The 14,552-nt window shown below is 29.5% G+C and carries 12 protein-coding genes; 1 reads left to right on the top strand and 11 read right to left on the bottom strand.

All coding sequences use genetic code 11. The features are described from left to right. Positions 1–30: 30 nt before the first annotated feature. From A8C32_RS21070 to A8C32_RS07640, 5 genes are all read right to left on the bottom strand, one after another. Complete coding sequence (locus A8C32_RS21070) at positions 31–990, bottom strand: coiled-coil domain-containing protein (protein WP_069829844.1); 960 nt, start codon at positions 988–990, stop codon at positions 31–33. Further along, the gene (locus A8C32_RS21065) at positions 935–2,170 is read right to left on the bottom strand and encodes a PorP/SprF family type IX secretion system membrane protein (protein ID WP_240491712.1); all 1,236 of its coding nucleotides are present in this window, start codon (positions 2,168–2,170) and stop codon (positions 935–937) included. The genes A8C32_RS21070 and A8C32_RS21065 overlap by 56 nt, the downstream gene beginning before the upstream one ends. Positions 2,171–2,213: 43 nt before the next feature. Then, positions 2,214–3,665, bottom strand: coding sequence for a T9SS type B sorting domain-containing protein (locus tag A8C32_RS07650; RefSeq protein ID WP_069829842.1), 1,452 nt, complete (start codon positions 3,663–3,665; stop codon positions 2,214–2,216). A gap of 282 nt (positions 3,666–3,947) precedes the next feature. Further along, positions 3,948–5,267: a hypothetical protein gene (locus A8C32_RS07645; protein ID WP_069829841.1), complete on the bottom strand. Its 1,320-nt coding sequence runs from the start codon at positions 5,265–5,267 to the stop codon at positions 3,948–3,950. A gap of 917 nt (positions 5,268–6,184) precedes the next feature. Beyond that, complete coding sequence (locus A8C32_RS07640) at positions 6,185–6,625, bottom strand: hypothetical protein (RefSeq protein WP_349267234.1); 441 nt, start codon at positions 6,623–6,625, stop codon at positions 6,185–6,187. Positions 6,626–7,437: 812 nt separating this feature from the next. Here A8C32_RS07640 and A8C32_RS21265 point away from each other — a divergent pair. After that, positions 7,438–7,563 (top strand): hypothetical protein, encoded by a 126-nt coding sequence (locus A8C32_RS21265; RefSeq protein ID WP_276205019.1) that lies wholly within the window; start codon positions 7,438–7,440, stop codon positions 7,561–7,563. 42 nt (positions 7,564–7,605) lie between these two features. Here the strand turns inward: A8C32_RS21265 and A8C32_RS07635 are convergent, their stop codons facing one another. From A8C32_RS07635 to A8C32_RS07610, 6 genes are all read right to left on the bottom strand, one after another. Then, positions 7,606–8,952 carry a DUF3526 domain-containing protein gene (locus A8C32_RS07635; RefSeq protein ID WP_069829839.1) on the bottom strand — a complete coding sequence of 449 codons (1,347 nt, stop codon included), beginning with the start codon at positions 8,950–8,952 and terminating at the stop codon, positions 7,606–7,608. Between the two features lie 2 nt (positions 8,953–8,954). After that, entirely contained in the window at positions 8,955–10,400 is a 1,446-nt protein-coding gene (locus A8C32_RS07630) for an ABC transporter permease (protein WP_069829838.1), read from the bottom strand. A 5-nt stretch (positions 10,401–10,405) separates the two neighbouring features. Then, positions 10,406–12,907 (bottom strand): TonB-dependent receptor, encoded by a 2,502-nt coding sequence (locus A8C32_RS07625; RefSeq protein ID WP_069829837.1) that lies wholly within the window; start codon positions 12,905–12,907, stop codon positions 10,406–10,408. A 23-nt stretch (positions 12,908–12,930) separates the two neighbouring features. Next, positions 12,931–13,623, bottom strand: a complete 693-nt coding sequence (locus A8C32_RS07620) for an ABC transporter ATP-binding protein (protein WP_069829836.1) — start codon at positions 13,621–13,623, stop codon at positions 12,931–12,933. A gap of 143 nt (positions 13,624–13,766) precedes the next feature. After that, a complete protein-coding gene (locus A8C32_RS07615; protein WP_069829835.1) occupies positions 13,767–14,102 on the bottom strand; it encodes a hypothetical protein in 336 nt (111 codons plus the stop codon). Further along, the gene (locus tag A8C32_RS07610; RefSeq protein ID WP_069829834.1) at positions 14,102–14,512 is read right to left on the bottom strand and encodes a MerC domain-containing protein; all 411 of its coding nucleotides are present in this window, start codon (positions 14,510–14,512) and stop codon (positions 14,102–14,104) included. Before A8C32_RS07610 ends, A8C32_RS07615 begins: the two co-directional genes overlap by 1 nt. Positions 14,513–14,552: the final 40 nt, after the last annotated feature.

Raw genomic sequence — 14,552 nt, 5'->3', positions numbered from 1 at the left:
GTTTAGCTTATCTCTTTTTTAATTTTATTTCTAATTTTCAATTTTAACCATAGACATTTCACTATTGTATGGTTTACTACCTTTCGATATCATAGCTTTTTGAGCCTGACTTAGGTTATCAAATTTATCATAATAGATGAAATATTTACTTGTTGTAACATCATAGAAAAAGTTTATGTTAGCTTGTCCTGATGCTACCGTTTTTCTTAAAAAGTCATCTCTTTTTGTTACATTACTATGTACAGCAATTACTAAATAATAACCGCTTTCTACATTTTTAACATTTTTAATAATTTGAATGTTTCCACTTTGCTTTTGACCAAAATCAAAATCTTTAGATGTTAAAGGTGTACTACTTATAGCTGTATTTTGTTTTATTTTATTTAAAGTAGCTCTATCCTTTAAATATTTGTCCTGTTCATTATCGAAAGAAGCTTTTTTAATTCTTCTTTTTCTTTCTATTTCAGTCTCTACTTTAATTTCGTCTAATTTAGAAATTAAGTCTAATTTTAATTTTATAGTCTGAAATTGTTCAGTCTTTAATTCTTGAATCTTTGCTTTATAAAAAATATTGGTTTCGTCTGTTGGACTAGATACCTTTTCAAGCCTTTCTTTATATAATCCCTCTAATTCTCTAACCTGTTCATTTTGAGATTTAATAGCTTCATCAATTTCTACTTTTAAGGCTTCAAGAACTCGTTTTTCTGCTGTTACACTTCTAAATGGTTTAGGACCTTTAACGATACCTCTTTCGCTTAAATCATTTTCCTCTTTTAAATCTTTAAGATCTTTCTCTTTACTTGCTACTGTTTCCTGTAACCTAATTAATAAATCTTTCTGTCTCGTTTTAGCACCTTCAGTTAATCTTGTTATGTTATTCATTTCTACTGTTACCTGATCTGTTGGTACTGGTACACTACGTAATTTATTAGCCTTAGCATCTTGTTCTGCTTTCAATCTTGCTGCTTCTTCTGCGGCTGCCCTTAGCATCTTGCTCTGCTTTTAATCTTGCTGCTTCTTCTGCGGCTGCCTTAGCATCTTGTTCTGCTTTATCTTGATTTATTTTTGCTTCGTTTCTTTCTTTAGCTGCTGCTGCTAATTTAGCTCTAGTTTCCGACTTAGCTTTCAATCTTGCTGCTGCTGCTGCTCTTTCTTTAGCTTTAGCTTCTGCTATAGCTTTTCTATCTACTTTAGACGCTGAAGAAACACTCTGTCTTACTGCATTAACCTTTCTTTTTCTTTTAGTAGGAATTATAATTCCTTCTTCTTCATCATCACCACTATAATTATATCTATATCTATTTTTAAATTTATATGCTAAAGTAATTTCATGAGAATTACCAAAAGCTGTTAAGTCACCAACAGCCTTTTCATAATTATATTCTACAGCAATTTGAGAACTAATATTGAAACCTACGCCTGCTGATATACCATATAAAGTATTATATCCTGCTTGTCCCCAAATACCCTTTGGAACTGTTAACATCATACCTCCCGATATAACTGTTATATCTTTTTTAAATTCAGATCTTACTAATCCAGTAAATTTACTTTCGTCAAAAAAGCCTCTGCTATTAACATACCCTGTGTACATTACATGAGCTTGAACATTTTGTTCTGGGTTATCTTCTATAAGTGTAGATGTGTTAATATTATATAAAACGAGGTTATTTACAGATATACCAAAATCGAAAAAATCTGTTCCGTAATTTATTCCTGGGTTTGCCGTAAGTAATAAATTTGAAGGGATATTTTGCAGTGATGGATCGTTAACATCATTCACAATAATTTTACCTTCATTTATTCCACTATTATAAACACCTAAATTGACTCCAAAAGTCAAATTACTTTCTCTTTCTAAAACAGCATTATAAGCGAAATTTAATATACCTCCAAAAGTTGTTAATAGACCATAGTTTTGCTGAAATAATGCAACGCCAACACCTATATTTTCTCTAAATCTTCCTGCATAACTAAATAAATAAGTCTGCGGAGCATCATCAAATGGAGTCCATTCTCTTTTATTATATATACTAATATATTTATTTTGCTCTCTTACAAAGCTAAAAGTAGGATTGATAGCATATCTATTAAACTTTAATGAATTTCTTACAGGTAAGGAAAAAGCAATAACACCATCTTGTTCTTCTTGAGAGTGAGAGATCTGCACCAAGCAGAAAAATAGAACAATATGTAACAAATATTTTTTCACTTTACTTAATTATGGTTATAGTGCCTTTTTTTATTTTTTGATCCTGTGGCATTATTATATAGTAATACACTGGATTTATTTCTTTAAAATCTAAATCTTCAGGCCAATTATTTTGGTAATCATTTGTTTGAAAAACTATTTCTCCTTGAGGAGTTAATATCATTATTTCTGTGTTAGTTCCACTTATATATTCTTTAGGTATAACCCAAGTATCATTGACTCCATCATTATTAGGACTTATCAAATTTGGTATGTTAGCTACATCTGGAAATGGATCTATAGCTTCTGTTATTTCAAAAATAAATTCACTTGATGATATACATCCTACCGTTTGAGTTACTACAGCTTTATAATTACCTTCTTCTGTCGCCTCAAAACTATTATTAGTTGCTCCCGAAATTATAGAACCATTTAAATACCACTCATACTCAGGGCTATTTGCTGTAGTTATAACCGTAGCAATCAGACTTTCTCCTGCTTCAACAATATTAGGCTCTGATGTATCTACATCAATACTACTTGTAAATTCATTACTATTTAAATCTATAGTCGCACTTGCCGAACAGCCTCCAAAATTAATATTTACAGAATATACACCTGATTCATTCGTTACATGTGTTTGGTTTGTTGCTCCTGAAATTGGAGTGCCATCTTTAAACCATTGATAAGTATCACCTGCAGTTGTACTTAATGTTGTAGAACCGTCTCCTAAACAAAAAGGATTTCCTAAACTAGAATTTATAGAGCTAACCGTAGCTGTAGTTGCTTCACTAACGGTTACTCTAGTTGATTTTGATAAAGACCTTGAAGTACATGATCCATAATTGGTTTCAACAAAATAAGTTCCTGGTTCATTAACTGTTAAGGTTTCCCCTGTAGAGATAAAATCTGATGTCGTTAGAGTTATTTCTCTATACCAATTATACGTTAGACCAGGATAATCTAAAGGCGAATTATTATCAGGTCCAGATTCATCTATAGTTAATACATAACTACCTCCTGCACAATAAACGGCTGTTGAAATAAAATTATTAATAGTGAAGGGCTCGTCATGAATTTTAAAATATGCAGAAAAAGCTCTTGAATTTTGACTAAAAACTGCTGGAGATGTGCTTTTTACTCTTATTTTATAAGCTACGCCTCCTATAGTTTTTGGTACCGAAAAATATAAAACAACATCTTCTTCTGTAAACTCCCCTTCTTTTGATGTATATATTGTAGTAGGTGTAGCAAAACTCCCCGAAGCATCTGAAAGTTCTATAATAAATTGATTATTAGCATTAAAGTCTGATGGAGTAATACCGAATTCAACTTTATAGCTATTAAAAATTTCACTAGCACAAACATTAACAGTCTCCATGACAGGCCTATCAATTACTATTTGTGCATTCATACTTCCTGTTAGAGATATAAAAACAAAAGCAGCAATGCATATTACAGTGAATTTTCTCATTAGATATTGTTTCTTTACAAAACAAAACTCCTATAATAAAACAATTATTCTTCTCATTTAAATACTATAAAACTATAAGTTTTATAGTATTTAAATTAAAACATTAATTTGCTAAATTTTTTAATCAAAAAGGAATTCCTGAAAATTTATTTTATAGTGGAGGAATAATAACAGGAAAGTTATAAAGATTCTAGAGAGTTAGAGTTTTTGGGGTTTGTTTTTTTGGTTGTTTTTTTGTATTAATTTAATATCAATTATTCTTATATACCATTTTATTTATAATTAATCCTCTGAGTTAACATCGTTTAATGCTATTATTTTGTTAATTCTTAACCTAAAATCTGGTCTTCTATCATTATTTAAATCAATAAACGTTTCAGAATTATCTGCATTAGAATGATAAACATTGAAAAAGGCACTATTACCATACCAATTTTCTAAATCCTCATTATTAGAGTTGTATTCTGTAAATATATTTCCATTACAATTATTGAAATACATGTCGGTAAATTTTATTCTATCTAAATTCTCTTGATTAATCCAAATTTTATCATCTAACAATACAGCTGGATTAAAACCAGAAATAACACTTTTATTTATATCAAGTTTAGTATTTTCTCCTATAAAGATAGCTTCTTTAACTAAACCTTGTTTAATATCATCCTTAATATTATCACTATAATTTACTAATGTTAAGTTTCTAGCAACTACTGATGTTCCACTTTTAGAAAAATCTATACCTTCTTTCTTATCATACGATACAACTTGTAAACATCTTGATCCATTACGACCAGAAACATAAGGTGAACGTACAGCTAATGAATTTTTTATTTTAGATTGTGTCCCTAAGTTAAATCTAAAATCATTACCACTTGATTTGTACGAAACAAGTTTCTCTAAACCTACTTTACCGCCTAAAATCTCAAATGAATTTCCTTCTGAATAACTCACCATAATATTTTCCAGCATAGTTGCATACCCTACACCTGCTAACAATAAACCATTTAAATTACCTGCAGTTTTTACTTTTTTTCCTGCATATTCAATCCTAACATATCTTAAGATACCTGAATTACTATTAACATTAGTACCTCCGTAATTTGTGTTTTGATAAGACGCAGGATCAAGTTGTGAATAAAAAGATGCTACTGAGCCATCTCCAAATTTATTAATAGGTGCTTCTCCTAATATTATTATACCTCCCCAGTCACCAGCTCTTTTAACACTTCTATTTGAAGTAAACACTATAGGATCTGTTTCTAAGCCATGTGCATCTATAGAAGCTCCTCTAGTAATAGTAAGAGATGCTTTAGATTCAAAATCTCCCATAATTACAGTACCAGGCTCTATTGAAAGAACAGCATTGTTTGTTACAAAAACACTTCCTAATAATAAATAGACGTGCTTTTTATATAACTTTGTGTCCTCTGTTATATTACCTGTCAATATTTGCGTAGCTTCGCTATACTCTTTTTTACTAGGATTAAATTCTGTCCAGTTATTTAACCAGTTATTGGCTCCTATTATTCCTTTTTCTTGTTGACCAAAAGCAGTTCCTATTGCTAAAAGGAATACCCATATTGTTCTAGTAAAGTTTTTCATAGTTAAGTAATTTATTGTTAAAAGTAAATAAGGGTTTATTCTTAATAATGTTCAAAAATATAAAAAAATCCATGAAATACCAATAATTTCGACAAAATACACAAAAAAAACAATGAGTTTTATTTTTAAAGACACATAGTTATCAATATATTTTAAACAACAAACCACTGTAAAGCAGCTTATTATAAGGGATATTCTCAAAGAGTTTTATGTTTTATTTTTTTTATATAAAAGAAAGGATTTCTCCATTTTATATTAATGATAGAACGTAAAAAATTAAAAATATTATTACAAAGAAAAAATTGTTGTAATATTTTTATTATTTCATAATCAAGGTTGTAATATCAAAAACAAAGTTAAAAGCAAAATCAATTTTATATATTATCTTTTAAACATAAGAAAACTCTATAAATAATATTTTACACCTTTATATATAATGAAGCTATATTGACTTTTTCTATTTCATAAAAAACGTCTAAAATTCGTTCATATTTTATTACTTTTTACACATAGTGATGCTATTCGTAATCTGAACAAATTTCAACTCATTTTCGGTTAAAAACGAAAAAGCCAAAATGAGAATTCACTACTAAAAATTTGTCGCAAACCTAAATCAAGGAAATAATTACACAAATAAATCAAAAAAGTAACTACGATTTATGTTTAAAATTAAATATAATTAATACAATCTAAAAAAATATTTTGTATATAATAAATTAATTACAAAATATAATCGTTAACTAACTTAATTTAAAGCCTAACAAAAATAATATAAAACAAAGAAACACAAACTATTGGTTTGTGTTTCTTATATTATTATAAATTCATGTATTTTAAGATAAATAACTTTATTTAAAACAAATTAACTTAAAATGATAATTTATTTTACCAAATCAAAATCACTAATAAATTAGTTTTTAATGATATTCACTATATTCATGTAATGATTTCATTATTTCTTCGTAAAATAAAATAGCTGCCATTAAATCGCTTTTATCTGAATACGGTAATAATCTTCCTTGAAATTCCATGTTCGTTTCAATAAAACTATCTGTTGCTTCGAACTGATTATCTAATGCTTTAACATTATCATCAGTATTTGGAATACCTAAAGTAACCATTGTAACTCCTGGCTTAGTTGCAAATGCAATATAAGGTAAAGTTCTAATAAGTGTTTCTATACGCTCATTATATAATACCAAGAGCTGACCTTTTTTCATACGTTCAAGATCTTCCTTATTATGGTATTTTTTAATTGAATTACCTCTAGTAATAATGCTTTTAGGTTCTTTTCCCTTTTGACCAAAACTAATACCTGTTATTAAAAAAAGGCTAAAGCTTAAAAAAATAATTTTCATTTTCATACGGTTAAATTTTAATGATTTGGAGTAACAAAACTATACAATTTATTGTAATATACAATTTTATTTCAATATTTTTAATAATTAATTTCTATTATAAAGGTTTGTTTTACCCAATCTTGATTAATATTATTTATAATTACATTAGTTAACTAAACAAAACTCGTGCCAAAATAAATTACTGAAATACAGTGAATTAAGACAACCTAGATTCAGGAAAGTTATTTATACAAGGTTATTTATTATAGTTTTTAATTTTAATAATTTTTAATATGCATTTCATCGAATAAATATATTTTCTAAATTTAAATAACACTTAATTATATATTTAAGGAATATCCATAGATTAAAAGCTTAGTCATTATAATCAAAATTTTATTCTTTTCAATATCTAGTTTCTTCATAGAAAATAGATAATAAGTATATGTCTAGCTTGTCTAAATAGAAATGAAAAACTCAAGACAAGTTAAATCGAAGTTACTTATTCCTTCATTTAAATATTATTTTATTACAAATATATTATTTATTTTTATTATAGTATCCCTTCTTTCCTATTTTATATCTAGGTATAACTATTTCTCCAAAAGTTCCAACCTTATTTATAATATTTAATTTAGTTAAATCTATATCCAATAACACAGTTACATCTTATATACCATATAATAAAAAATATACAGACTTAGGAATTTGAAACCGTAGATATCTATTTCTTAAAATAAAAATATTAACAACTTAAGAAAGATCATGGTTAATAGAGATAACAACTATGCCTTTGAAGGTATGATAGAACTAAACTAGGGTATTTTACTATGGCGTCCTCAGAGTTAGAGAAATCCAATGGAGCAAGATGTCATTGGGCAGTAGGAAAACAAAATGCAGATATTATGGCAGAATCTATCCCTTTAGAAGATCTTCAAACAAATAACATAGAATGATAGTCCAGATATTTTAAAACTAGGGTTATTTTCGATTTCATATCATCTAAAATACTTTAAGTTTCTAAAAACTGCAAAACCAGCTATAATTATCGTTATTAAAGTCATTGGCAATATGTTTTTTATCCAACTAAAATTAGATTTAGGTATGAAAAATTCAGGTTTATATTTTTCAAAATCTATCGTATCTGGATGGTGCTCTTCAAAAATTTTAGGATATAAATCTAAGCGAATAGCTTCATGAAACTCGGTAGTAGCATTTAAAAAATCTACATGATTAGACAAACTGGTTTTGGCTATCTCGTTCATAGAAAGTTGCAACTGTAACGGCGGAAAGAAGCGGCTTATTTTATAGCTTAATTTCTCTCGTTGCTTAATCTTATTATACAGAGCATCTCTCTCGGTTTTAGAGTCGTCATCTCCCATTTGTTGCATTGCAAAATACCACAACCATGAAAATCCTTCGGTTTTAAATCCGTATTTCCGCAATTTTGGGTAATGTTTATAAAAGCGTTCTAAAGTTTCCTTTTTATCGGTGTCCCATTTTTTATGGTAAGCGTCTCTTTGTTTTATAACCATAGTAAATGCTTCATCAATAGGATATTTATTGTTAATATAATTACTCGCAAATACAGGTAGAAAAACTACTAGTAATAACCAGCTAGCCAATAATACAATGGCATTGGTATTTGAAGATTTTCGTAAAAGTATCACAAAAAAGCAAAGTGCAAACCAGAACAAAAGATATAAGCTACTCATACTCACAATAGCGAAAAAATAGCTAGAAAACGGAATATTCAAAACAATTTTAGCGCCAATAAATAATAATCCTAAAACGAGAAAAACAAACATTAACCGAATAGAAAATTTGGTTAGTAAAAATCTAAAAGAAGATTTAGACTGAATGGTAATCATTTTCCAAGTACCTTTTTCTTCTTCATCTGAGAGCAGATTAAAATTTAAAGCAATAACAACCAATGGGAAAAGAAAAATAATAAGAAAGCTAATATCTAAATTTCCAACTTGTTGTTGCATTGGGTTTACCAAATCAGTATTATGTTTTTGCCCTTCAAGTGCCACAATACCTACACTTTGTATATGCGAATTTAAATCACTTTGTCCAATTGAAATTCCTGCCAAAGGGTTTATTGGATTTATAAACGAAAACTTTAGATAATAAGACAGTAAACCAATATCGTCTTTATGAAAACGCTGTTGTGTTTCAAGATGTTTTTGCTGCTGTGCAATGGTCTTAGTAATTGCTACTTCTTTTTGAGATAAAAATCGTTTTCCGGTGCTAATGCTTAAAACACCCAAAATCATTAGTATCCCGAATGCTAACCATACCGTTTTCGACCTGAAAAATTGTTTAATCAATAAGATATACATTATTAAATAATTTTAAAACGGTTAGAAAAATTTGTCATAATAACGATAGTAAGTAATAACCAAATACCCAAGGCTAATATTGAAAAAACTTGATGTTTCATAATTTCAGAAATAGCTAAAAATTCATAATTAAACTTTGGTGCAGCTTTCCAATAACTTTTATCCACAACGTGTACTTTTCCTTCGCTACTTTTAGCTTTATTACTAATAAATTTCATTTGAAGGTTATTCATATATTGTGATTGTTCATACCTATAACGCTCTGTTTGCGATAAAAAATTGGTATATGTATGAAAGTCTGTTCCTGACAACCCCATAGATAAATTTTTGATGGCTAGATAAGGATTAAACAGCACTAAACTAGTAGTAATACTATTTTGATTTTCATAGGTTTTAATTAATTTGTCATGCTGATTTGCATAAATTTTAGCCGTTTGTTCTTCGCCTTTGCTCATTAAAAATCCACTGTAATTAAATGGTAAGTCTTTTACATTGGTAACATTATTCACCTTTAAAATTGAATCACGTATTTTATTAAAATATGGATCGTCTGGATTATGACTATCTCCTTGTTTAGCAACTTCGGTTTCAATCACTTCCCTAAATTCAATTTTAGATAAATTTGGATGTAGGTAGTTACCAACTACTTGAGCTGTTTTGGGGATAATTATAAAGAATAACAACCATCCCCCCAATAAACTCAATAAAGATTTATTAGAGTTTTCACTTTTGGCAGAAATGATTACCGTTATAAAACATAGCACCATAAAAAACAGCACATAACTAACCGTAATTAAAAATACTCGCATAATAATTTCGCTATGTATATTATGGTTTTCTATAATAGTGATCCCCCATAAAGCGATTAGAGCTGGCACAAAAAACAATGTCGATACCAAAAACAAACCTAAAGCTTTACCTAAAAGTATATGTTTCATCGATGCGCCTTGAAGGTAAATTATTTTTAATGTCCTATTTTCTTTTTCTGAAGTGATAGACGCATAACCAATAAAAAAGATAATTAACGGCAAAATTAGTTGCAATAATAACGCAATATTTAAATCGCCAAAACGCACTAAACCAGTAGACAAGGCTGCTTCAGAAAAATTTGCAGTATTTTGTTTATGCGCTTCTAAATAAATAGAATTTCCAGTATAACTTTCTAGACCAGAGTCGAAAATACTCAACGGGTGTTGTATACGAAAAACAAAAGAACCAAAATGTGCCATTCTATGTGGATGCTTATCGGGATTAGACTCCCAACTATCCCTTGATTCTTCTTGATGATGCTCTACACTATCGTGATGCATTTCAAAAGCATTCCAACCATTTATGGTTACATAAGTTAAAACTATTAAAAATAGCAACAACAGTACAAAAAGACCTTTAGTGAAAAAGGTCTTCTTGAAAAACTGCCTCCCTAATAAAACAACAATAGTATTCTTCATGAAAACTAAAAATTATAGGTTGCATTTAGTAAAACATTTCTTGGTACACCCGGTCCTAATCTAGAAGGATTAAGACCACCTAACCAATGCGTTTTATTAAATAAATTGTTTATTTTAATGGTTAACTGCATATTTGTATTATTTGGCTTGTAATATATAGCGCCTTCAAATACTGTATATTCGGGTAATAATATTCTAGCAGTAGCATATGTTGGATTATACCAAGTATATTTATCGTCTACATATTGAGCGCCTAAACCAATTCCTATTCCTTTTAACATAGAGTTTGAATTAAAATCGTATCTACCCCAAAAATTTGCATTATGTTTTGGGGCTCCACCTATGCGTTCACCTATAAATTCTTCAACAGCATCTTCTTCAATGGTAGCATCTGTGTACCCATAGGAAATTGTTAATTGTAAATTAGGTAATACATAACCTGAAATATCAGTTTCAAAACCTCTACTTCTTTGCTCACCTCTTGTGGTTAAGTTATCTAAATTATAAGTATCTCCAAGTAATATATTTTTTTGTGTAACTTCAAAAATTGCGAAGTTGGCAAATATTTTACCATTTAAAAATTCGCCTTTAGCACCTACTTCTGTTAAGGTACTTTCTAAAGGATCAAATCTCCCTGGTGAAGCTGCCCAGAAAAATCCTTCTGCTGTAGGTGATAACGATACGGTGTTAGTATGCGGCTGAAAACCAACTAAATAAGTTGCATAGGCACTGATCTCATCTGTTATTTCACAGGTTAAACCAAGTCTAGGAACAAAAGCACTAGTCTTAAATTCTTCTTCATTACCTTTATAATCAAATATGTCTGTAAACCATTCATATCTTAAGTTTACTAAAGCTGAAAATTTCCCAACTTTGAATTGATTTTGAATATATATACCATTTGAAGTATTTAAATTTGCTGGTATTGTTAATTCAGCAAGGTTATAACTATCTGTATTTCTAGCGCCGTTGAAAGGATTTTCTAAATTAAAATGCGGAACAGCTGGTACTGGCATAACTACACCATCTACAACCATTTGTTGAAAATTATCTGGATTACTTGCATCAAAATTAGACTGTCTACCGCTAACGGTTAAATATCTCCTAGCTCGAAGAAATCCAGCTCCAATTTGCCTTTCCCATCGCGTAGCATCATATCCAACTAATAGTTTATTGGTAATGTTGCCTTTTTTGATGTCATAATTAAAATAAGTACTAAAGTTATCTGTTTCCCAAAATTGTTGTCTTCTATCGTATCGCATTCTTGCAAGTGTAGGAATCACATCGCCATCAATATTAACTGCTGTTCCATCCACTCTATGCTCGGCTAAATCTTCATCCCAAGTTTGTTTCATAAACTGAGCATTAAAACCAAAGTTTTCAGTAAACTTTTGATTAAATTTAGCCATAAATATAACCTCTTTAGTTTTGTAATGGTCGTTTGAAGCACCAACATTCCTTGTAATTGGTGTACTATTCAAATCAAACTCACCATTAATGGCTCCAAAAATTGGCTGACCTCTATCTAAATTTCCTTCAGCATCATTGTAAATCATTTCAACGTTAAGCGATGTGTTCTCGTTTGGCACATAACTAAAAGATGGTGAAATTAAAATAGCATTGTTATTTACAACATCTCTAAAAGAATCTGCTTCTTGAAACGCTGCATTGAAACGGTATAAAAGAGTTTTAGAATCATTTAATGGTCCTGTAAAATCTGTAGTCGCTCTAAGAGTACCAAAACTCCCTGTAGTAAAACCTATTGAACTTCTTTTTTCTGCTAATGGCTTTTTAGTTACCATGTTTACAGTTCCTCCAGGATCGGCACTAGAAAACGTTACCGAAGCTGGACCTTTAATAACTTCTACACGTTCTAAGTGTGAGGTAATGGGTTGTAAAAAGTAATACTGTCGTGTACGCATTCCATTAAGCACTTGTCCATCATCACCTTGAGTTATACCTCTAATATTATAATGATTATATAAACCCGTAGCCGATACGCTACTTACTGTTTTTACAGCATCTGGTAGTTGAAAGGCTAAACGATCTGAAAGAAGTTCTTTTGTTACAGTTGCAACTGCTTGCGGAAGCTCTTTATTTTTAATAGCTGTTTTTGTAGCCGAAAAGGAATAATCGCTATTATAATCTTTACGTTTTCTTCCAATAATTTCAACAGATTGTAAAGATTCAAGAGACTCATTAAGTGTTATGACTCCTAAGTTTATATTCTGATTTGCTATGGCTTCAATTGAGATTTTATACGTTTTAAAACCAATGAAAGTTACTTTTAAATTGTACGTTCCACTTTCATCTAGTTGAAGGCTAAAATTTCCTTCAAAATCTGTGGAAGCTCCTTTTTTTTCAGAAGCTTTATTTGTAATAATTATATTGGCTCCTGGTATTGGAGCATTCTTTTCGTCTACAATCTTTCCACTGACCTTAGATTGTGAAAAACCTATTTGTATAGCTAAAAGAATAATTACAAATACGATGTTTTTAAAGTTCATTTTTAGTTTTTATTTAAGTTTGATTAAATTGTTTTTATATATAAATCTTGAAGTTCTTGAGCAGATATTTTTGAGGTTTCGGTAGTATGAACCAAAGTACCTTCTCGCATTATTCCTATTTTTGAGCCTATATTAACGGCATTGAAAATGTCATGCGTAGCCATAAGAATAGCAACGCCATTGGTCGATAATTCTTTACATATTTTTGCAAATTCCACCGAAGCTTTGGGGTCTAAACCAGAGGTAGGTTCATCCATTAAAATGTAGTTTGCATTTTTAGCTAAGGCAATTGCTATACCTACTTTTTGACGCATACCTTTAGAATAGGTTGACAATCGTTTTTTATGTGCTTCCTCTTGTAGATTAGCACATTGCAAAAAACTAGCAAGTTCTTCTTGGCTATAGACAAACCCTGCTAATCGACTGAAAAATTCTAAATTCTCTAAACCAGATAAGTTGCCATATAATTGTACTATTTCTGGGATATAAGCAATAGCACTTCTTGACGATTTGTTTTTTATTATAGAAGAATTACCTATTAAGGCCTCACCAGAAGTTGGCTCTATTAATCCTAAAAAAATATTAATTGTGGTAGTTTTACCAGCTCCGTTTTGCCCTAATAGACAAAAAATTTCTCCAGGAGCTACCGTAAAACTTAGATTTTTGAGCGCTAATTTGCCTTCATAGCGCATACTAAGGTTTTTTGCTTGTAGCATAGTAAATATTAAAAAGAATTGATATATGGAATTGCCTTAATAAAGGAAAGGGCAAACGAGCATCTAAATAAATAAAAAACTAAACAGGTTCATAGCAAACTATTTTCAATATAGCTACCAGAATATGTTAGGTGCTCAAATTTCTAGGTAATAGAAAAAGGTGGAGACCTTGATTTTTTCCTAAATAAAACAATGCCTTTTATGCCCTTTTGCTTATCTATAATATGATAAGAAATATAATTAGGAACAATTAACGAATATGATAAAGGCTGAAGTTGAGAATACTTTAGGTTAAAATATATATCACAAAAACAACAACGTTCATTAACATCAGAATTTTGGTCATACTCTAATTCATTTGAAGAAATAGTTATTATAGTATCATTCTGATGTTCAAATGCATGAATAAATGAAATGAGGTGATTCATAAAGATGAACACCACTAAAAGAAAACTAGAAAATCTTTTAATTTTTTTCATTACTCAAAAACTTTATTTACGCAGCATTCTCCATTTTTACATTGACAGTATTTACTATTATAAATATGAAAAAATATTAAACCACCTGCTGGAAAATAAATAAAACTTTCGGATAAGTGTAACCATCCCATTTTTTCATTTATTATAAGAACCAATACTATAAACCAATTTATCCAAAGTGCAATTTTTATCCATTGTCTTGTCGTGGTTTTTACCGTTCTATATATTGCTACAGCAGAAACTATTATAAATATAAAATCAATGCTCGACCACCAAATAGGCTTTGTTTCAAAACATTGTGAAATATGCGTTTGCGAAACAAACAAAAATGGTGTAGCTAGACAATGTAATAAACATAGACCGCTAGATAGCACCCCAATGGAATCTGATTTAGTAATAAATAATGCCATAATTAATTTTAATGCAACTGAGATGCAATAGTACAATATA

The organism is Flavivirga aquatica, from assembly GCF_001747085.1.
Classification (GTDB): Bacteria; Bacteroidota; Bacteroidia; order Flavobacteriales; family Flavobacteriaceae; genus Algibacter_C; species Algibacter_C aquatica.
The sequence above is the reverse complement of the archived record's forward strand: the minus strand, read 5'-3'. Positions and strand labels throughout refer to the sequence as shown.